Below are 20708 nucleotides of genomic sequence, written 5' to 3'. Positions count from 1 at the left end.
CGACACCCGGCGCGACGACAACCATTTAGCGACGATTGCCCTTCACGAGTTGACAGATATGCGGCCCTGTTCGTACTCTCAGCCGTAGATGACGACACGTAAGGCTGACGATGCGATTCGCGGGGCGGACTTGGCGCTGGCCGGGCTGGCTGAATCTCAACACCGCGGTGTGGTGCCTGAAGGGCTTTGCGGCCCTATGGCTGATCGCGCAAGTCGCACCCGCGCCCCAGCATGTCGCGCTGGACCCGCCACAAGCAGTCGAGACAACCGCGCCACATTTGTGCATCCATACCCGTCTGATCGACGAGGTGCCGGAGTTTCGCATGCAGCAAACCCTGCGCGCCATTCGTGAGATGGGCGCGGACACGATCGTCGAATTCTTCCCGTGGGCGTATGTCGAACGAAGCCGCGGACTGGACGACTGGAGCCAACCGGATCGGATTTTCCGGCACGCACGCAATCAAGGCATCCGTGTGATCGCGCGGCTCGGGCTGGTGCCGGAATGGGCACGTCAGCGCGAGGATGACACACCGACCACGTTCAACGAACTGCCAGTCGAGTCGTATGACGATTTCGCGGCCTACGCCGCCCGCTTCGCGTCGCGGTACCGCGACGACCTTGCGGCGATCATCGTCTGGAACGAGCCGAACCTCACGTTCGAGTGGGGCTTCCGTCCGGTCGATCCGGTGGAGTATACGGCGCTGCTGGCCGCTACCGCGGAAGCGGTGCGTGCCACTGCGCCTAACGTGACGATCCTTGCCGGGGCGCTAGCGCCGACGTTGGAACCCGCCGGCAGTACGACCGGCTTGGAGGATGTACTGTACCTGCGCGGCATGCTGGACGCCGGCGCTGCATCGCACTTTGATGGGTTGGCGGTGCACAGCTACGGCCTTCAGTCGGCTGCGATGGATTCTCCGGCGCGTGACCGCCTCAACTTCCGGCGCGTGGAACTGCTGCGCGAAGTGTTGGTCGAATACGGTCTGGAGGCGATGGGCGTGTGGATCACCGAATTCGGTTGGAACGATCACCCGCGCTGGGCAGGCGCCGTCACCCCGGCTCAACGCGTGACGAACACGCTCGATGCCTACCGATGGGCGGGCGAGCACTGGCCGTGGTTGATCAAACAGTGTATGTGGGTATTTCGCTATCCGGCACCGGCCAACAGCTATCCCGACGGGTTCGTCTTGGCGACCACCGACTTCGACCTCAAACCGTTGTATTTCGCGCTGCAAGCCTATGCGACGGGGAGCGCACCGTGATTCCGCCGGGGCTTCTCCGCACGCTGCGCCGGCGCAGTTGGCTGCTCGCGCTGCCTGTCTTCACGATCGCCCTGTGGTGGGTGCAGCAAGATCGCGTCGGGCCTGTTGACGAGGTCTTTCCGGACGGCACGCTGACCATCGGAATCGACCCCAGCTACGCGCCGTTCGGGTCCATCGTAGGCGACACCTTCGTAGGCGTAGACATCGAGTTGGGTAAGGCCGTCGCGGCGCATCTTGGATTGGAGGCGCGGTTCGTGATGGTCAACTTCGACAGTGCGTACGACGCCGTGCGCACGCATGTCGCCGACGTCTCTTTCGCGGCCATCCGCGTTGCGGACGTGGTGCCAGCCGACGTGTACTATACGTGGGGGTATCTCAACGATGGCCTAGTGTTGATCAGCCATGACGAGATCGACTCAGGGTGGAGCCTAGCTGGTCAGCACGTCGCGGTGGAACTCGGGGCGCGTGGCCATACCGAAGCGCGCAGATGGTCTCGCCGCGTGCTGGACCTCACTGTCGTGACGTTCGAGTCGGCCGAGCTTGCGCTTCGCAGCGTGACCGAATTCGTCGTGGCCGATGCCGCAATCATTGACGCGATGACTGCAAGGCAGTACGCCAGTCAGATCGCAGCCTGCTGCCATGCCGAGTACCTCACCGCCGAGTTCTACGCCGGCGCCGTCAGTGCCGACCGGCGCGACGTACTGTACCACGTCAACAACGCGCTGCTGGTGCTGCTCAACGACGGCACCATCGACCAACTCCTGAGCGCGTTTGTCGGACCGGACCCGTCCGTGCGCGTCCCCTAGCCGCTTGAAGTTGCGCGCCGTATACTACGCGCATGAACCGAATCGGCCTCGACGCCCGACTTACCGCCTACCGCGCCGGTGGGACATCGACCTATATCCGGGCGCTCGCTTCTGCCATCGTGGATTTGAATCCGCCGGAGCAGTTGACGATCGTACAGAGCCGCCGCGCCAAAGAACTCCTTGAGCCGCGCCTTCCCCACCTCACCGCATGGACGCCGCCGCATCACCGGCTGGAGCGCATCGCGCTTTCGGCCGAACTGCTGCGCGGTAGGTTTGACGTCCTTCACAGCCCGGACTTCATTCCGCCGTGGCGAGGGGGCCGCCGGCACGTTATCACTGTGCACGATTTGGCGTTCCTGAGGTATCCCGACCAGATGACGGCCGACAGCCAGCGCTACTACAACGATCAGATCGCGTGGGCAGTCGAACACGCCGATCACATCCTCGCCGTGAGTAACGCCACGCGTGACGATCTGATCAAGCTGCTGAATGTCCCGCTAGACAGGATCACCGTGCAGTATCACGGCGTCGATCCTGCGTTTCATCCACTCAAAGCCAACGACATCGCGAAAGGACTAGCACCCTTTGACCTGACGCCGGGCTATCTGCTGTTTGTCGGGACGATCGGCCCGCGTAAGAACATCGAGGGGTTATGCGAAGGCTACCGGATCGCGCGCGAGTCGATCACAGACATTCCACTGCTGGCTATCGTCGGTGAGGAGGGTTGGCTTGCCGAGCGTTCCATGGCTGCAATCCGATCCACTCCGGGCGTGATTCACATTCCCGGCGCGCCATGGTCGGCCTTTCCTGCCCTGTATAGTGGAGCGCGGGCGCTGCTGCTGCCCGCATATTACGAGGGCTTCGGGCTGCCGGCACTTGAGGCGATGGCGTGCGGCACCGTCCCGATTGTGAGCGACCGCGGTTCGCTGCCTGAGGTGGTCGATGGGGTCGGGCTTCTGGTGAATCCCGACGATCCGCAGTCGATTGCTGACGCGATCAGTCGCGTCGCAGGTCAAGACGCGGCTTGGCTGGACGACCAGCGGGAAGCGGGCCTGAAGCGTGCATCACGCTTCACGTGGGAACGCTCCGCTCGCATTGCGCTTGAAACGTACCGCCGTGTGGTGGCCGCATGAACGTACTGCTTCTGACGTCGGCGCTGCCCTACCCTGCCACCTCCGGCGGGGCACTGCGCGTCCTGAGCCTGATCCGTGCCCTACACAGCCTCGGGCACAGCGTATCGCTGCTGACCTACGGCGAACCGGGCACCGACTGGAAATCTACACCGCTAGTAGATTTGTGCCGTGACGTTCGCGTGTGCGAGCCGCCTCACCGTACGCTCCTGCAGCGTATCCGTTCCTTGGTGACCGGCCGGCCAGACATCGCCAGCCGGCTCGCCTCCGATGACTACACGAATTCGCTGCACGACATGCTAAAACACGACACGTTCGACCTCGTGCAGGCCGAGGGCATCGAGATGGCGTGGACGCTTGCAATCGTCCGCGACGCCGCACCGTCGCTCAAACGTGTGTTCGATACGTTTAACGCCGAGTACCGGCTTCAACGCGTGATCTCCGGCATTGACGCATCTGAATTCCGGCGCTGGCCGATGGCGGCCTACTCGTGGGTGCAATCGCGTCGCATCGCGAGGTTTGAACACGCGATGATGGCGCAGTCCGATCTCGTGGTCGCCGTGTCACAGGAGGATGCCGACGCGCTTACGGCGTTGGGTCCAGATCGCCCGATCGCCGTCGTTCCAAGCGCGATTGACCCAGCCAACTACTCGAATCTCACGCCCGCACCCAACGTTTTCCCGAACACGATCGTGTTTACCGGAAAAATGGATTATCGGCCGAACGTCGACGCCGCGTTGTGGTTCACCGACGATGTCTTGCCCGCTGTGCGCAAACGCGTCCCGTCTGCGCGCTTCATGATCGTCGGTCAGCAGCCCCATTCACGGCTCGATCGCCTGCGCGAAGTCGACGGCGTGACGGTCACGGGTTTCGTGCCGGAGGTCGGGCCGTACCTCGCCGCTGCCGCCGTTTACGTCGCACCGCTGAGGATGGGCAGCGGCACACGCCTCAAACTGCTTGAAGCCATGGCGGCTGGCTGCGCGATCGTGTCGACATCGACTGGCGCGGCAGGGCTGACCGAAGAGGCTCGCAGCAGTATGCTGATTGCCGACGACGCCGACGAGTTAGCGAAACACATCGTGGGCGTCCTTGTCGAACCGGAGCGCGCCGCTTCGATGCGAGAACGGGCGATGTCCGTAGTGAACAAAACCTACTCGTGGCAGGCCATTGCAGCCCCGCTTGCCAACGCCTATCGGGAGGCCGGAATTGGATAGAGACACGCTGGCCGCCCGCAACATCGCCCTCAGCGAGGCGTTTCGCAAACCGCCGTTGAAGCACCTCTTGCGCCGGAGACTCCTCAGCATCGTCGCACACGTGCGTTTCGCGCCCATGCGTCCTAGCCGGCGCGTGCTGCTCATTAGGCCCGACCACGTCGGCGACATGCTGTTGACGCTTCCCGCGATCCGTGCGCTCAAGGCCGCTCGCCCCGACCTCGAACTGCATGCATTGGTTGGGCCGTGGGCTGCATCCGTGCTTGAGAACGTAGTCGAGGTTGAACGTGTGTTGACACTCCCCTTCCCCGGTTTCGGCCGCTCGGAAGAACATCACACGCATTCGCCGTACGTGCAGGCCGTCACAGCAAGCCGCATGCTGCGCAAGATCGGTTACGACAGCGCCGTGATTCTGAGGCCGGATCACTGGTGGGGGGCGATGTTGGCGCATCTCGCCGGCATCCGGCGCCGGATCGGGTTCGACCTGCCGGACGTGGCCCCGTTCCTGAACGAACGGATTCCGTTTCAGAATGCACATGCCGTCGTCAACTGTTTGCAGTTGGTCGAGTCGTGGACAGGTGCGCTCCAAGCCGACGCGATGGGGTTGAACTATCCGTTCTCCAGCCTCGACGACGATGACGCGTCAAGTCTGCTTCGCCGCAGTGGCTTGCCGGCTGATGCGCGTATCGTGTGCATTCATCCCGGCAGCGGGACATGGACGAAACAATGGACGGACGAGCGCTGGGCGCAGGTGGGCGATACGCTCAGCGAACAACTCGATGCCACGGTGGTTTTGACGGGCCGCGAACACGAACTGCCGATGACCCGGCATATCGCCGAATTGATGTCAGCGTCTGCTGTTGTTGCGGCAGGTGAAACGAGTGTCGGCACACTCGCGGCGCTGTTCGCGCGTTCACTGGTTGTGCTGGGGCCGGACAGCGGGCCTATTCACCTCGCGTCCGCAGTAAACACACCAACCGTAGCGCTGTTTGGCCCAGCCCGTGTGCATGAGTTCGGCACGTGGGGTCCGTCCGACCGGCACGCGGTGTTGACCTCAGACATCGCCTGTTTGGGCTGCGGAGTACTCGATTGGGGCTCCGACCTGCCCGAATATCACCCGTGTGTGACCGACATCAGTGCCGGCAGTGTGCTCGAAGCGGCACGACGGATCACAAGCCACTAGTCAGGTATGACGACCTTGTCCAGACCCGGCTCCGGATCGGGATACTGCGGGTTCATATCCTTGAGCGTCTCGATCAGGATGCGTGTGACAAAGTAGTTGCGCTGCCATTTGCGGTTGGCGGGGATGACGTACCATGGCGCACGATCGGTACTGCACTGCTCGAACACATCCTCATAAGCCTTCATGTAATCGTCCCAACGCTCGCGCACAGGCAGGTCGCCGGTACTGAACTTCCACTGCTCGTCCGGACTGCTGAGACGGTCGACAAGGCGTTCTTTCTGTTCATCCTTGCTGATGTGCAGGAAGAACTTGATGACACGCGTGCCGGACTCGGTAAGCAGCTGCTCGAACTCGTTGATCTGGTTGTAGCGGGCGCGCCACACTTTCTCGGGGACCAGCTGGTTCACCCGGACGACCAGCACGTCCTCGTAGTGGCTCCGGTTGAAGATGCCGATCTGCCCTTTGGCCGGCACGCGCTGATGCACGCGCCATAGAAAGTCATGCGCGAGTTCGATCGGCGTCGGCACTTTGAACGGAGTGACGACGACGCCTTGCGGGTTTAGGCCGCGAAACACGGCTTTGATTGTCCCGTCTTTGCCGCCCGCGTCCATCGCCTGCAAGACAACCAATAGGGATTGCCTTCCCTCGGCATAGAGCCGCGACTGCAGTTCATAAAGCTCGTCTTCAAGCGACTCAGTAACCGACTTCGTCTTGTCTTTGTTGAGGCTGGCATCTCCCTGCGGGTCGATCTGGCTGAGCTTGACCGAATGGCCGGGCTTTATCCGCAGGGCGTCGCTGTTCAAACCGTGCTTGCTCACAACATCAGCTCCTTTTCGAACGACTTTTCGGACTGCGCGTCGACCGTCAGCGTGGTCTCGTTGCGATACGTCACCATTCCCGCCGCCGCGCCCTTGATCTTCTTGACGTACTTCACACGCGTGACATCCACCGGCGCCTTCGCCTCACCGCGTTTGGCGCTGTAATGCGCGGCAATCGACGCGGCAACGGTGGTAACGTCGTCGGGGATCGCGCGGCCGTCCATCTTGATCACGACGTGCGCGCCCGGTACGCCGCGCACATGCAGCCACAAATCCTCCGGGCTGCCTTTGCCGAACGTCACAAGGTCGTTTTGGCGGCTGTTGCGTCCCACCCAGATGACAAACCCGTCGCGCGTGACCAACCGCAGCGGACCGCTGCTGGTCCCGCCGCCGAGCCGCTTCAGCGTGCCCCGCCGCGCGAATCCCGCCCCCATCAACGCCGACTGCACCTCGTCGATCTCCGGCCAGTTGGACGCGAGATCGAGATCGGTCTGCAGTTGGGCAAGGTGCTGAAGCGCCGCTTCGGTATCGGCGATCAGGCCGGGGACGTCTTCAAGGGCGCGCTTGGCCTTGTTGTAACGTGCGAAGTACGCCTGAGCATTCTCGACCGGCGTCAAATCGGGGTTGAGCTTGATCGCTAACGGTGGCTTGCCAACTTCATACTCGGCCTTCAGTTCGGTTTGTCCCGGCTGAATCGCATACTGATAGGCCAGCACCAGCTCGCCCGACAGCTTGAGCAGCTCACGCTCGCTATCGTCGGTCATCGACTCGTTCAGCGACGCGAGCTTTGCCGACAACCGGGCCGTTGCCTCCTCAATGATCGTGCGGATCGGCGATTTGGCCGCCGTGTAAGCCTCCGGTCCAACCGGCGCGCCGTAATACGTTGACAGTGCCTCGCTGACGGTATCGACCCGCTCCCAGCCGTCCACGTGGGTTAGCGGATACACGGTGAACGCCGTAACACCGCGTTCGTCATGTGCGATGCCGGGCTGCCACTCACGCGCCTTCAGCGGTGCAGTCAAGGCGCTCAACGCCTCGAACAGAGCATCCGCTTCGACGTGCTGCGCGAGGATATCGGTGTCGCCATGCGCGGTAAACACAATCTCGCGGGCCAGCAGCGGCGATACGCCCAACACGCGCCGGGACAGCAGTTGCGACGCTTTGAGCTTGGCGTCGGTATTTCCAGCGAACAGGTCGGCGATCTGTTCTACGTCGATGTCGAACAGGTCGAACTTGCCAACCTGTGGCGGGGGTTCGACGTAGGGCTTTCCGGGCAGGCTCACACGCATGCGGTTCTCGGACGATCCCACGCGGCGCAGACAATCGCGGATAGTGCCGTCTTGAACGAGAAGCAGGTTCGCCCGCCGCTCCATCGGCTCGATGATCAACGTGCATTCGCCTTCAGGGCCGAGGATTTCGAAGTGCAGCACGCGCTCCCACGGCGGTTGATGGATGTGGGTGAGCATCCCGCCCTCGACATAGCGCCGCAGCAGCAAACCAAGTTGAGTCGGCGTAGATCGGCCACGGCGCAGCTTGTCCGTGACGAGATGCACGCGCGGCGTTTGCGGGTCGGCGCTGAGGTACAGGTAGTGACGCCGATGGTCCGCGTAGATCTCGAGGCCGACCGAATCGTCGTTGACGTCGATGGCATCCTGAATTCGTCCACCGACGATGACATCCATCAATTCGTCTAGCAGCGCCGAGAGGGTCAGCGCGTCAAGATTCAATCCGAATCGCCCCGAAACGTCAGCAAATAAGCAATGATGCTGCCGAGATCGTCTTCGGGAATTTGACTTCCATAGATCAACGGCATGTTGCCAGTATACCCTTCGATGTCGACCGCGCGGGGGTACACGATCGACTCATAGAGGTAGGCTTCGGCGGATAGCGGCGGGTGGCGCTCCGCTGCGCGGTCGGCGAGGCCCGTCCAATACGGCGCCAGCCGGTTATCCGCACCTGCACCCGTATGACAGGCCACGCAGCCGTAACGCTGCACAAGCGATTCCCCGCGTTCGGCATCGGCGTCGACCAGCAGTGCATCCACGACTTCCTGATACGTCTGCGAAGAGAGCGTTTCGTCGGCAGGTGGCAAGCCAGATTCTCCGCCGCTCAACTGCAGCAGTTCGCTGACGAACAGCGCGGCAAAGCCGACTAGAAACAGGCCAGCGACCACTACCGGCCAGACCGATGTCTTGCGAGTCGTTTGGTTACTCATTCGGGATGTCCTGACCTTCGACGGCCCGGTGTTCGGGACCGACGCCGCACGCGCTAAAGCAGGATGCGGTCGACAATCATCAACAGAAACAGGAAGGCGAGATACGACGTGCTGTACTTGTACGTCGCACGTGCGATGGCCTTGTCCTTCAGCCGGATCAAGCGAACCGACATGTACACCAGCCCGATGCCCAGCACGACCGCACCAACCAGATAGATCCCGCCGAGCGTTCCGAACAAAAACGGCATCACCGATACCAACAGAAGCTGCACCGAGTACAGCAGAATCTGCTGTCGCGTCGCTTCTTCACCGCGCGCCACAGGCATCATCGGGACATCGGCGCGGGCGTAATCTGTGTTGACCAGCAGCGCCAATGCCCAGCTATGCGGCGGCGTCCAGTAGAACACGATCGCAAACAGGATGAGCGCCTCGAAGCCGACGGTCCCGGTGACTGCCGCCCAACCGACGAGCACGGGCATCGCCCCTGCTCCACCGCCGATCAGGATGTTGACGACCGTGTTGCGTTTCAGAATCATCGTGTAGATCACGATGTAGTAGAACGCCCCGCCCAGCGCCAACAGCGCCGTGAGCCAGTTCACCATCGAGAGGATAAACGTCGCCCACGCGATGAGCGCAATACCGTAGATCAGGGCATTGGTCGGGGACACGCGCCCGGCCGGAATTGGGCGACGAGCGGTGCGCGACATCTTCGCGTCCATATCTCGGTCCCAGAACTGGTTGACCGCGCTGGCCCCGCCTGCCGCAAGCGCCCCGCCGAGCGTCGTCAAGATCAGGATGTCGGCTCGCGGCGCGCCATCGGCCGCGATGAACATCGCCGTAACCGTTGTAAACACCAGCAGCAGCACGATCCGGAGCTTCGCCAGCGCCAGATAGCTGCGGAGTGTGTCACCTAGCTGGGGAGCTTGCTCCCGGACAGTTGATGCCATTCCACCTCACGATTATCGAGCTTCACCCAGCCCGTGTTGACAGTCTCGATAATCGAGACGAGAACAAGCGCGGCCCATGTCAAAGCCGCCAAACCCACATGCAGGGTTCCCCACAGCGGGGCCGCTGCCATTAGGACAAACAGCGCCCCGACCGCAGCCTGCAATCCGTAGAAGACGAGCGCAGCGACCGCCAGCCACCGCGAGAGCGACGGACGGCCAGAGCGATAAACGTACCACACCAGCAGCCCCAACAGCACGCCCAAGGCCAGCACCGCGTAGCGATGGGTCATGTGCACGACTTGCAGTGGGCCTTGCTCAAACGGAAACGCCTCGCCGTTGCACAGCGGCCAGTCGATACACGCCAACGTCGCTCCACCGCCGCGCACCAGCGCGCCGGTAAGGATGATCAGCAGGGACACACCCGCCGTCGCAAACATCAGCCAACTCACGTGATCGCGGCTGTAGGATGCCGACGGGCGGTACACCGCCCCGACATACGCAAACAGCAGTGCCGCGAGCAGCAGCATCGCCGTGCCTAGATGAACTGTCACCATCGTGGGTGGCAGGTCGAGCTTGACCACCAACGCGCCGAGAATGCTCTGGAACAGAAACAGCACTGCCGCTACCACTGTCCCATACAGTACGGCGCGGTTCCGCTGACGGAAAGCTCGCACGGCCGTCACCAGCATACCGACGCCCAACAAGCCGATCAGAATGGCGAACAGCCGGTGCAGCCATTCGATCCACGCCGTCAGGTTGTCCAGCGGCGGGAAAATCGTGCCGCCGCACAACGGCCAGTCACGATTACAGCCCAAGCCGCTGTCCGTCACACGGACTACGGCGCCAAAGAGGATCAGTCCGATCGTCAGCAGTGCAGTCGTCAGCGCGAGCCTGATAAACAGGCGTGGTCGCTGCGATGGACTTTGTGTCGCCATGGATTCGATGTTACTCCTCGTGCGAATACCGAGGCTGAGATCCTACGCCTTCTCGATCGAAGCCGTTTGATCTGCGCTGGCGGAAGGCTGCGCCCGAACGGTGGCAACCTGCTTGTTGAGGAACCACAGCACAATCGCAAGCGTTGCGCCGATGCCGATCATATTGAACAGGATGAACCCCACCAACAGGATGAACTGGCCCGCCTGCCAAGGCTCGGCGAGAAACACCGAACACGACGGGTCGGCACATTGTACTTTGGCGCCCGGCAGCGCTGTCGCCGACCAGTCCGTGCCTGTCAGCGCCGTCAGCGTGCCGCCTGCACCGAGAATTGCCAAGATCAGGATGAGCAGGGCCAACCGCTTCACAGGGACCTCCCACAGTCATGCTGCCATTGTACAAATCGTCACAAGCCAACGCAAGCAGCGTCAGCTTCTGCTCAGGGGTTTCTCACGCGTATTGTAGCGCACACGTGCGCCGTGCGTTAGGGTCTCAGGAGATCATCTGGTCGTCGCGGCCCTGCCGGTCGTCCAGCATGACCGGCGCGTCTTGGAAGCGATCGTCGAGCGGGTCGGAGTGCTCCAGCGCATTCCAGTGTTCGTTTGCTGCCCGTGCTGCAGGTCGATGCGACGGCAGGCCGATCGTGTGTTCAATGACGCGCAGGATCGACTGAACGGCGTGGAGTGCGGCGCGCTGATGGTCGTTCTGCTGCCGGCCCAGCTCGCCGGCCGAGGCAATCTGGCTCACGTGCAAAAGGCCGGCGTTGGCTGCTGAGCGTATCTCGTGAAGCGCCGCCAGCAGGGTCTCTTGAGTCGGTGGCGTGCGCCCGTGGCTGCGCGGATCATCGGGGGGAGTCGACATCAGGTACCTCAAGCAATATCGGCAGCTCTTGCAGGGCAGCGGCCAGACGAGTCCCATGCCACGTCAACAGGGAACCATCCACCAGATGTATTCGCCCGAACCGCGCAGCGGGAGTATCTAACGATTCGAACATACTTCGATGCTGTTCGTCAAACTGGAATGGTTCGTCAGGCAGCAAGACGATATCTGGCTGTGCCGCCTCGACCTCGTCAAGCCGAATTCGCGGATAGCGCACATCGCGCCCCGCAGCTCGCGGATCATCGGGCGCATAGGCTTCGCCTTCCCCGGTATCGGCGGCCAGCGGATACCGCCGTTCGCGGTCGACAAACACCGACAGCGCGCCGCACACATGGAGGACGTCATGAATGTACGTGTCGCCGTTAAACGTCATCAACGGGTCGAGCCAGATCGGCACAAACACGGTTGGAAGTTTGCCGTCCTGCTCTTTGGCGCGCGTCGCGCTCGACACCCAGTCGTACATGCGCTCGAGGTGACGCACGCGCTCCGAGCGCTCAGGCACCTCGAACACCGACATGATCGTCCACAGCAGGTTGATCGCATCGCGAACCGTCCGCGGATGAGTAACCCACACGTTCAGGCCTGCTGCCAGCATTGCATCGACGTCTTCGCGGCGGTTCTCCTCGACGTTCACGATCACAAGCTCTGGAGCGGTCGCCACGATCTTGGCGATATCGGGGTTCTTCGTCCCTCCTAGCCGCGTCTGGTACCGGACCTGTTCGGCCGGGCGCGTACAGTAGTCGGTGACACCCAACACACGTGACCCTAAGCCCAACTCATACAGCGACTCGGTGACGCTGGGTACCAGCGACACGACAGTTTGCGGCGGATACAGCCGGGAAGCGAATGGATCGAAAGCGCCGGGGTAGTTGAACACGGTACGCCCTACGAATGGACAAGCTGCGCGCGCTCCGGCCCGACGCTGACCACGTCGATCGGGGTTCGGCACAGCTCGGCAATCGCATCGAGGTAGCGCCGGGCGTTGGCGGGCATATCACTCATGCGGCGCATGCCGCTTACGTCCTCTGCCCAGCCGGGAAACGTCTCGTAGACCGGAATCGCACGCGCCAGCTCTTCGATCGAAGCGGGGACCTCGGTCGTACGCTCCCCGTCGATTTCATAGGCGGTGCAAATCTTGAGTGACTCCAATCCACTGAGAATGTCCAGCTTGGTCAGCACCAGTTCGGTAAAGCCATTGATGACACACGCATAGCGTAAGATCACGCCATCGAGCCATCCCACGCGGCGGGGGCGCCCGGTGGTCGTCCCGTACTCGTCCCAGAAGTTGGCGCCGGTCCCACGCAGCCGGTCGGACAGCGGGCCGTCGAGTTCGGTCGGCATGGGGCCGCTCCCAACCCGCGTCGAGAACGCCTTTGCCACACCGACGACGCGATCGACGTGAGTCGGGCCGAAGCCGAGGCCGGTCAGCGCACCGCCGACCGTGGGCGAGGAGCTGGTGACGAACGGATAAGAGCCGAAATCCACGTCAAGCAGCGTGCCTTGGGCACCCTCGACCACAACACGCTTTCCGGCCCGCAGCGCGTCGTCGATGAGCGTCGACGTGTCGGTCAAATACGGGCGCAGGCGAGATGCGGCCTCGACATACCGCTCGACGGCCCCACTGACGTCGATCAGGTCGGCACCACGCCGGGCAAGATCGGCGTTGGTACGTGACAGGGCATCTTCGAGCTGCTGCGCAAACGCTTCGACGTCGATCATTTCGCCAGCGCGTATCCCCCGCCGGTCGACCTTGTCGCTGTAGGCTGGGCCGATCCCGCGTAGGGTCGTTCCAATCTTGCCGTCGCCGCGCTCACGCTCGCTGGCCCGATCCAGCGCAAGATGTGCCGCCGTGATCAGGTGCGCCCGCGTACTGACCTTGAGCCGTTCCGGCGACACGTCCAGACCAAATTCGCGCAGTTCGTCGATTTCTTTGACCAGATTGACCGGGTTGATCACCATGCCGTTGCCCAATACACACGCGACATGCGGGTGCAGGATTCCTGACGGCACGAGGTGCAGCTTCAGAAGGCGTTCGCCGACATTGAGCGTGTGACCGGCGTTGTCGCCGCCCGTCGCGCGTGCGGTTACATCGGCCTGCGCGCTGATGTAGTCAACAGCACGGCCTTTCCCTTCATCGCCCCATTGGGCGCCCAGAATAATCGTGACAGGCATGCCAGTCTCCCCGGCGTAAACTCGAAATGCAGGCTGACGTTAGTTGGAGGGCTTGGTGGGGTTCTGGATCATCCCCGGCCCGAGCGTTACGGAAATGGGGTTCGGCCCCCACACCTCGATCTGGCCTGAGGGACCGAGCGCGAGCGCCGATCCACTCGGAACTCCAAGTGCGACGGTATGCGGGCGCGTATCGAACGTTGGACGGACAGTGGCGCGCAGTTCCGCCTGATCGGCGACACCAAACACGAGTTGGGCGTCACTAATCCAGCCTAAGCCTTCGTGCAGCGCGCCACCGGACGATCGCCAGCATGCGCCGAATAATGACGCACATGGGCCTTCCGCGTAGACGACCGCACCGCGAAGGTAAGCGTCGCGCATTGCGAGCGACGTGGTGCCGATGAGCGCGTCGAGCATGCGGCGCGGGTCGGCCGATGGATCAATCATGATGAGCCCGACATCCCGCAAATTGCGCACGATGGTGTCGTCGTCCTCGGTCATTACGTTGATCAAGTACGCAGTCGGCGCGCCAAGGTCCTCCATATCGGCCATCTCGGCATCCCCGGTCGATTCGCTGAGGCCGAGGAACGCAAACCCGCGGTCGGCGCCAAGCTTATGCAACGCACTGGCCCGAAGCGCGCCCGACGGGTCATCGTCGGGTTCGGCCAATACAAGCCACCCGTCGCCGCTGATCCACTCGAGTGCCACAGAGTCGGTCATTCCGGTATCACATACTCCGCGACCGCTGTCGCCAGCAACGCCGCCCCAAGCGGCAGCGCGTCTTCGTCAATGTCGAACTGCGGGTGATGGTGACCGTAGTTCAGGCCACGTGCCTCGTTGGCGGACCCCACGAAGAAGAACATGCCCGGCACCTCAGTCATGAAGAACGACATATCCTCGCCCCCCATGGTCCGCGTAGTAAGGTCGAGATTCTCCGCACCTACGATGTTGCTGAAGAGTGGACGCAAGCGGCTGCCGACATCGGCATGGTTGACGACCGGTCCAGTTCGGTGCTCGATATGGAATTCCGCCTCGCAGCCCAGTGAAGCCGCAACCCCGTGAATAATCTGGTCCATCCGCTTCGTCACCAGATCGCGAACCTCGGTCTTGAAGGCGCGCATCGTGCCGGTCAGCGTGGCGGTCTGCGGAATGACGTTGTGCGTGTCGCCGGCGTGGACCTGAGTCGCGCTGACAACAGCCGTGTCCATCGGATCGACGTTGCGCGCGACGATCGACTGCAGGGCGGTGATAATGTGCGCAGCGCACACCACCGGATCGATACCCAGATGCGGGGCAGCGCCGTGCGATCCCTTGCCCGTTATTGTCGCCGTCCACAGGGAAGAGCCTGCCATCGTCGGCCCGTCGGCTACGCCGAGCTTGCCGACCGGGAGCGAATTCCAAACGTGCAGACCAAGGCTGACGTCAGGCCGAGGGTTGGCCAGCGCCCCGTCCTTGATCATGGCCTGCGCCCCGCTTGCAATCTCTTCCGCGGGCTGAAAAACGAACTTGACCCGCCCGTGGATCCGGTCTTTGTGCTTGGTGAGCATCTTCGCGACAGCGAGACCGATTGCCGTGTGCGCGTCGTGGCCGCAGGCGTGCATTTTGCCCGCCGATTGTGAGACGTAAGCGACCTTGTTCGCCTCCACGATCGGGAGTGCATCCATGTCGGCACGGACAAGCACCGTAGGCCCATCGTCCGAGCCGTCAAGCATCGCCACGACGCCGGTCTTGCCGACCCCGGTTTGGACCTCCAGCCCGAGCGACGACAGCGTCTCCGCGACAATCCCTGCCGTGCGAACCTCCTCGAAGGCCGTTTCGGGATGCATGTGCAAGTCACGCCGTACGGCGATCATCTCCTCGCGCAGGGCCTCGGCTTCGGGTACAAAGTCGATCTTGCTCATGATGATTATCCTATCGTGATCACGCGGAAGCGCTCGATATAGCGCGGTTGATCCGGCGGGGCGCTCGGATCGAGCATACGATTAGTGATACGCTCGACCATCGCATCGTAATCGGCAATCTGGCTGACGTGGTGCTTCAATGCGGCCAACTTCACACGCACATACTCGGTAACGTCGACGATCACGTTCGGCTCGGCCGTACCTGAGATGTAAACAAGCGGCGTCTTGTGTACGTCCAGTCCTTCGTCAACCTCAAGTTCGGGGAAGTTTAGACGGTCGCGCGCGGTCGGGAACACTGCGGCAAGCGTCGCCTCGCCAATCGCCCGGTGATCGGGGTGATTGATGCCGCCCGTACCCCACCAAAACACCGTCGGATCAAGCGACACCACAAGGTCGGGCTTGACCCGCCGGATCTGCCGCGTGATCTCGCGGCGCAGCTTCAGATTCGGTTCGAGCTCGCCGTCCGTATGGCGAAGGAACACGACTTCCGCCGCGCCGAGTTCGGCCACGGCTTTACGCTCTTCTTCCTCACGGATCGCCGTCAGTTTGTCGCTGGTCATCGTCGGATCGGCGCTGCCCTTGCCACCGCTGGTGGCGACGACGATCACAACATGCGCGCCGAGGGCCGCCCAGCGCGCCAACGATGCGCCGCAGAAGAAACCGGAGTCATCCGGGTGAGCGAAAACACCAAGAACGCGCTTAACTGTCGCGTCGGTCATTGCGTTTGCCCGACCTCTTCTTGCCCTGCTTGTCCTGATTGCGCTCGCCCGGCTTCTGGCCGCAATCGCACGCTTCGCCCTCGCCGTGCTTGGTGCACGGCTCTTGCGCCTTGCGCTGCAGCGCTTCGAGTTCGTCCAGCGGGATCAGGTCCTCGCGCGTGAACGTCTTGACACCCTGTTCTTCGATGTACACCGTCACCAAGTCGGCCAACGGCTGAAGGTCGATCACCTTGCCCACGCCCAGCGGCGTTCCTATGCGTTTGCCCTTCTTAGGCAGGTGCTTGCGCGCCTCGACATACTGCTCGTATTCATACACGAGGCAGCAGCGCAGACGACCGCACATGCCCGTGATCTCTTCGGGGTTGAGCGAGATCCCCTGCATCTTCGCCATCTTGATGCTGATCGGGCTGAAGTCGGTCAGGAACGTTGAGCAGCAGCGCAGCTCGCCGCAGGCGCCAAAACCGCCCAGCAGCTTGGCGACATCGCGCGGGCCGATCTGCCGAAATTCGATCGCCGTGTCGAACTGGCGCTTGAGGTCGTTGGAGAGCCGCTGCGTGTTCACGCGATCCTCCGCGCTGAACAGGAACGTCAGCAGGCTGCCGTCATAGTTGTACTGCGCGGCATGAAAACGCACGTCGCGCAGTCCGCCGATTTCCTTGGCGCGCTCGACACACGCTTGCAGCGCCTCGTCCTGCCGCGATTCCCACTCCTGCCGCAGCACGAGGTCGCGCGGCGTAGCGGGGCGCAGGATCGGCTTGAGATCGCGGCCGGCGTCAGGCACGGTGAATCCCATCACCTGTCCCATTTGACGACCACGCACGGTTTCGACAATCACGAAGTCGCCCGGCTGAAGATCGGGATACTCGGAGTAGTCGAAGTAGTAGAGCTTGCCAACCTTTGTGAAGCGCACGCCTGCGGCACGTTCCGCAACGGCGGCGGGAGCATTCGCATTTGCCATAGAGAAAGTCTCACCCGTATAATCCAGCGCACACGCGGCGCGGTGTACGGTGCCGCATCGCTGGTCTGTGTCACGATGATGGCCGGTGGGCCAGTGGCGATTATAGCGTCTAATCCCATCCTGGAACAACGGGAGGCGGCCACGCGGCCAGGCGCGGCAAAGCGAACTCGATGACGACTTTGGTCATGAAATTCGGTGGGGCAAGCGTCGGCACGACAACGGCGCTGTCCCAAATGCTCGGAATCGTGCTGCACGAGGCAGCACAGTGGGATCATGTCGTGTTGATCGTCAGCGCGCTGGACGGCGTGACTGACGCGCTGATTGATGCGGCGCATCTGGCGCAGTTTGGGAACGAGCGCGGATACCGTCGAATCGCGGCGAATCTGCGCGCGCGGCATCTCGCGCTTGCTGAGGGGTTGGCGCTCGGCAAGGCCGAATTGGCTGCGCTGCAAGCCGACCTCGATAAGCTGTTGTTCGACTTGCTGAGTGCGTTTCAGCGCATCACCCAGAAAAACCGCGACGCGCTTTCTGCCGAGAACCTCGATGCGGCGGTGAGCATGGGCGAGCGCCTTGCCGCCTTGATCGTCGCGGTGCTGCTGCGCCAGCATGGCCTGCGCGCGGTCGCCATCGACGCCGCCGACATCATCATCACGGACGCCAATTTCGGGGCGGCCACCCCAAACCTCGCTTTGACGCAGGAACGCATTGACCGCGACCTACGCCCGATGCTCGAGCGCGGCATCCTGCCGGTGCTAACCGGGTTCATCGGCGCGACGCCCAACCGCAAGCCGACGACGTTGGGCCGAGGCGGCAGCGACTACACCGCGTCGATCATCGCCGTAGGCACGAAGGCCACCGAGGTGTGGGTGTGGTCGGATGTCGATGGCATCATGTCTGCCGATCCGCACGAAGTAAACGACGCGCGCGTGATACGCGAATTGAGCTATGCCGAAATGGCGGAGCTCGCGTATTTCGGTGCCCGCATCCTGCATGCCCGCATGGTCGCGCCCCTGCGCCAGAACCAGATTCCGCTTCGTGTGAAAAACGTGTACAAGCCCCAGCTTCCCGGCACCGTGGTGCATGCCAAGGCTGCGTCCGACAATCGAATCAAGTCCGTCACGCAGATTGCGGGCGTGTCCCTCGCGATTGACCGTTCCGGCCCCTACGGCGAGATTGCAAAGCTGATCGACCAGCACATGCAGCGCGAGATCGGCACACCATCCGACGTGATGATCGCGACCCAATCGGCGCAGCGCACGTTCATCACATGCGTCGTTCCGCCCAGCGCCGGCCCGGATGCGGTAAGCGCACTAGTAGATTCGCTCTCACACGAGCTCAACGCGACCGGCCAATCCATGCGCTGGCATGTCGAACAGGTCAGCATCGTGACCGCCATCGGCGACGGTATCAACAGTGCACCCCGATTGACGGCGAAGCTGTTCGCAGCGCTGGGTGACATCCCGATCCTCGCTGCATCGTTCGGCGCCGGGGGGTGCAGCTTATCGCTGGTCGTGCGTCAAGCCGAAGGCGACACAGCTCTGCGCGAAATCCACAGGGTCGCAATCAGTAACTAGAGTGACGTGCTGAGTGATGAGAAACCGCTAACCCTCATTACTCGCATGGGAATGTACGACGGACGGCGCAGCACTATCCACTGGTTGCTTGACGCTGCCTAATACCGGGTAATATATCGCTCGACTTCCCAACGCGTTACCTGTCGCTTGTACTCGCGGTACTCCTGCCGCTTGGCTTCGAGGTAGCGATCCCCGACATACGGCCCCAGCGCGCCGAGAACAATGTCGTCCTGCTCCAACTCGTCGAGCGCTTCACCGAGCGAGCGCGGCAGGATGTTCGGCATCTGACGGCGTTTGGCCGCGACATTGACCATCGATTCTTCAAGGGGGGCGGGAAGGACGGCGTGCTGACGGAGACCGTCAAGGCCGCTGGCAAGCATCACAGCCGATGCCAGATATGGGTTCGCGCTCGGATCGGGGCAGCGCAGTTCGAGGCGGGCGCTGGTCGCCGGGACACGGATCAGTGCGCCGCGGTTGATGTGTGCCCAAGTGATGTGCACCGGCGCCTCAATGCTCGTGCCCAACCGTTTGTAACTGTTGACGAGCGGCGCCAGCACCGCGCACATCGCCTTGGCATGCAGCAGCTGACCGGCAAGGAACTGCTTTGCAATGGACGACAACCCGTATTGGTCGCCCGGGTCTGCGAACGCGTTGGCGCCGCCATCCACGGCGTGCAGACTCTGATGCGTGTGCATGCCAGACCCGGGCATGTCTCCGCGCGGACGGGGCATAAACGTGCAGTGGAGACCGTGTTCCGCGGCGACATGCTTCAACACGACCCGCGCCGTTAGTAGATTGTCGGCCGAGACGAGCGCCTCGTCGTGCATCAGGTCGATCTCGTGCTGCCCGCTGCCAATTTCGCTGTGAGCGGACGTCACGCCGATTTCCATTTGCGCAAGCACGCGGATCATCGCGCGGCGGATCGCCTGTGACGCCTCGCCCGACATATCAAAATAACTGGCCTCATCGGTCGTGGCGGCCAGCAGCGGGCGGCCTTCGCCGTCCGTCTTAAACAGGTAGAACTCGAGCTCCATCCCTGTCTCGAACGTGAAGCCCATGTCGCGCGCTTCCGCTGTCACAGACTGCAGTACCGTGCGCGGGTCGCCGACGAACGGGTCGCCGCTCAAGGTGTGTACGCTGCAGATCAGCCGCGCGACCGTCGTCCCGCCGCTGCTCCACGGCAACACCCGAAACGTGCGCAGGTCGGGCACCAGCAGCATGTCGCTCTCGGCTACACGCGCAAAGCCGTCCAACGCCGAACCGTCGAAGTGCGCGCCCTGATCCAGGACACGCGGCAAGCGCGACGCCGGCACGGTCACGCTCTTTACTTCACCGGTAATGTCGGTAAACCACAAGTCGATGAAATCGACACTTTGGCTTTCGACGGTGCTGAGGATCGTGGACTTGTCAAACATCACCAATATGCCCTGACTGGCTCGATTATCGTAACGAGATTAGCTGTGCAATATCACTGCGCCAACGGTCCACTTGTCCGACCAGACCCGCCAACGCATTGTCAATTATCACCAAAGAACACTCATCTGTCAGTCACCGCCAGCAGCGGAATCTCGAGATACTCCAGCAGCGCCTGTACACCTAAGGGATAACTGCGCCATCCAAAGCCGGCAATCTGCCCGACGCACACCGGCGCGATCATCGACTGATGTCGGAACGCCTCGCGCGCGTGGACGTTCGAAAGATGCACCTCAACCGTAGGGAGCTGTACCGCGCTGATGGCGTCGCGCAGGGCTATGGAGGTGTGCGTATACGCGCCCGCGTTAATGATGACGCCGGCGGCCCACGTCCGCGCAACGTGCAACGCATCGACCAGTGCGCCTTCGTGGTTCGACTGTTTCGACTCGACGGACACGCCGTAACGCGCTGCCACCTCCCCGCATACACGATCGATGTCGGCAAGGGTCGTCGTGCCGTAGACCGACGGTTCGCGCACACCGAGCAGGTTCAAATTGGGGCCGTGAAGGACCAGGATCTTGCGGCTCATCGCA

Annotated in this window: 21 protein-coding genes; 6 read left to right on the top strand and 15 right to left on the bottom strand. The window is 62.5% G+C overall.

Annotated elements, in window-relative coordinates:
* Window positions 1-110: 110 nt before the first annotated feature.
* The 5 genes from IPM16_03875 to IPM16_03855 are packed head-to-tail and all read left to right on the top strand — an operon-like array spanning window position 111 to window position 5589.
* A complete protein-coding gene (locus IPM16_03875; GenBank protein MBK9122249.1) occupies window positions 111-1259 on the top strand; it encodes a cellulase family glycosylhydrolase in 1149 nt (382 codons plus the stop codon).
* Complete coding sequence (locus IPM16_03870) at window positions 1256-2065, top strand: transporter substrate-binding domain-containing protein (protein MBK9122248.1); 810 nt, start codon at window positions 1256-1258, stop codon at window positions 2063-2065. The genes IPM16_03875 and IPM16_03870 overlap by 4 nt, the downstream gene beginning before the upstream one ends.
* Before the next feature lie 32 nt (window positions 2066-2097).
* On the top strand, window positions 2098-3198 hold the full coding sequence (locus IPM16_03865; protein ID MBK9122247.1) for a glycosyltransferase family 4 protein: 1101 nt from the start codon (window positions 2098-2100) through the stop codon (window positions 3196-3198).
* Entirely contained in the window at window positions 3195-4409 is a 1215-nt protein-coding gene (locus tag IPM16_03860) for a glycosyltransferase (protein ID MBK9122246.1), read from the top strand. Before IPM16_03865 ends, IPM16_03860 begins: the two co-directional genes overlap by 4 nt.
* On the top strand, window positions 4402-5589 hold the full coding sequence (locus IPM16_03855; protein ID MBK9122245.1) for a glycosyltransferase family 9 protein: 1188 nt from the start codon (window positions 4402-4404) through the stop codon (window positions 5587-5589). The genes IPM16_03860 and IPM16_03855 overlap by 8 nt, the downstream gene beginning before the upstream one ends.
* Here IPM16_03855 and IPM16_03850 read toward each other — a convergent pair.
* From IPM16_03850 to IPM16_03790, 13 genes are all read right to left on the bottom strand, one after another.
* Window positions 5586-6407 carry a polyphosphate kinase 2 family protein gene (locus IPM16_03850; GenBank protein MBK9122244.1) on the bottom strand — a complete coding sequence of 274 codons (822 nt, stop codon included), beginning with the start codon at window positions 6405-6407 and terminating at the stop codon, window positions 5586-5588. The genes IPM16_03855 and IPM16_03850 overlap by 4 nt on opposite strands.
* On the bottom strand, window positions 6404-8134 hold the full coding sequence (locus IPM16_03845) for an NFACT family protein (GenBank protein MBK9122243.1): 1731 nt from the start codon (window positions 8132-8134) through the stop codon (window positions 6404-6406). Before IPM16_03845 ends, IPM16_03850 begins: the two co-directional genes overlap by 4 nt.
* Entirely contained in the window at window positions 8131-8622 is a 492-nt protein-coding gene (locus IPM16_03840; protein MBK9122242.1) for a cytochrome c, read from the bottom strand. The genes IPM16_03845 and IPM16_03840 overlap by 4 nt, the downstream gene beginning before the upstream one ends.
* A gap of 53 nt (window positions 8623-8675) precedes the next feature.
* Window positions 8676-9569: a protoheme IX farnesyltransferase gene (locus tag IPM16_03835; protein ID MBK9122241.1), complete on the bottom strand. Its 894-nt coding sequence runs from the start codon at window positions 9567-9569 to the stop codon at window positions 8676-8678.
* Window positions 9533-10504, bottom strand: coding sequence for a heme A synthase (locus IPM16_03830; GenBank protein ID MBK9122240.1), 972 nt, complete (start codon window positions 10502-10504; stop codon window positions 9533-9535). Before IPM16_03830 ends, IPM16_03835 begins: the two co-directional genes overlap by 37 nt.
* A gap of 42 nt (window positions 10505-10546) precedes the next feature.
* Window positions 10547-10870 carry a hypothetical protein gene (locus IPM16_03825; GenBank protein ID MBK9122239.1) on the bottom strand — a complete coding sequence of 108 codons (324 nt, stop codon included), beginning with the start codon at window positions 10868-10870 and terminating at the stop codon, window positions 10547-10549.
* Window positions 10871-10994: 124 nt separating this feature from the next.
* Window positions 10995-11363, bottom strand: coding sequence for a hypothetical protein (locus tag IPM16_03820; protein ID MBK9122238.1), 369 nt, complete (start codon window positions 11361-11363; stop codon window positions 10995-10997).
* Window positions 11344-12258 carry an ABC transporter substrate-binding protein gene (locus IPM16_03815; GenBank protein ID MBK9122237.1) on the bottom strand — a complete coding sequence of 305 codons (915 nt, stop codon included), beginning with the start codon at window positions 12256-12258 and terminating at the stop codon, window positions 11344-11346. The genes IPM16_03820 and IPM16_03815 overlap by 20 nt, the downstream gene beginning before the upstream one ends.
* Window positions 12259-12266: 8 nt before the next feature.
* Window positions 12267-13553, bottom strand: coding sequence for an adenylosuccinate synthase (locus IPM16_03810; GenBank protein MBK9122236.1), 1287 nt, complete (start codon window positions 13551-13553; stop codon window positions 12267-12269).
* Between the two features lie 39 nt (window positions 13554-13592).
* On the bottom strand, window positions 13593-14270 hold the full coding sequence (locus IPM16_03805; GenBank protein ID MBK9122235.1) for a hypothetical protein: 678 nt from the start codon (window positions 14268-14270) through the stop codon (window positions 13593-13595).
* Window positions 14267-15451 carry an amidohydrolase gene (locus tag IPM16_03800; protein MBK9122234.1) on the bottom strand — a complete coding sequence of 395 codons (1185 nt, stop codon included), beginning with the start codon at window positions 15449-15451 and terminating at the stop codon, window positions 14267-14269. Before IPM16_03800 ends, IPM16_03805 begins: the two co-directional genes overlap by 4 nt.
* Before the next feature lie 5 nt (window positions 15452-15456).
* Window positions 15457-16170 carry a PIG-L family deacetylase gene (locus IPM16_03795; GenBank protein MBK9122233.1) on the bottom strand — a complete coding sequence of 238 codons (714 nt, stop codon included), beginning with the start codon at window positions 16168-16170 and terminating at the stop codon, window positions 15457-15459.
* Window positions 16151-17128, bottom strand: a complete 978-nt coding sequence (locus IPM16_03790; protein MBK9122232.1) for a stage 0 sporulation protein — start codon at window positions 17126-17128, stop codon at window positions 16151-16153. Before IPM16_03790 ends, IPM16_03795 begins: the two co-directional genes overlap by 20 nt.
* A gap of 170 nt (window positions 17129-17298) precedes the next feature.
* On the opposite strand from IPM16_03790, the gene IPM16_03785 reads away from it, so the two are divergent.
* Window positions 17299-18702: an aspartate kinase gene (locus IPM16_03785; GenBank protein ID MBK9122231.1), complete on the top strand. Its 1404-nt coding sequence runs from the start codon at window positions 17299-17301 to the stop codon at window positions 18700-18702.
* A gap of 98 nt (window positions 18703-18800) precedes the next feature.
* Here the strand turns inward: IPM16_03785 and IPM16_03780 are convergent, their stop codons facing one another.
* Together IPM16_03780 and aroQ are read right to left on the bottom strand one after the other, a co-directional pair.
* A complete protein-coding gene (locus IPM16_03780; GenBank protein MBK9122230.1) occupies window positions 18801-20117 on the bottom strand; it encodes a glutamine synthetase in 1317 nt (438 codons plus the stop codon).
* A gap of 122 nt (window positions 20118-20239) precedes the next feature.
* Entirely contained in the window at window positions 20240-20704 is a 465-nt protein-coding gene (gene aroQ, locus IPM16_03775; GenBank protein MBK9122229.1) for a type II 3-dehydroquinate dehydratase, read from the bottom strand.
* Window positions 20705-20708: the final 4 nt, after the last annotated feature.

It is taken from the genome of Candidatus Flexicrinis affinis (genome assembly GCA_016716525.1).
In the GTDB taxonomy this organism is placed as follows: domain Bacteria; phylum Chloroflexota; class Anaerolineae; order Aggregatilineales; family Phototrophicaceae; genus Flexicrinis; species Flexicrinis affinis.
This window is presented reverse-complemented; position numbering and strand designations above follow the sequence as displayed.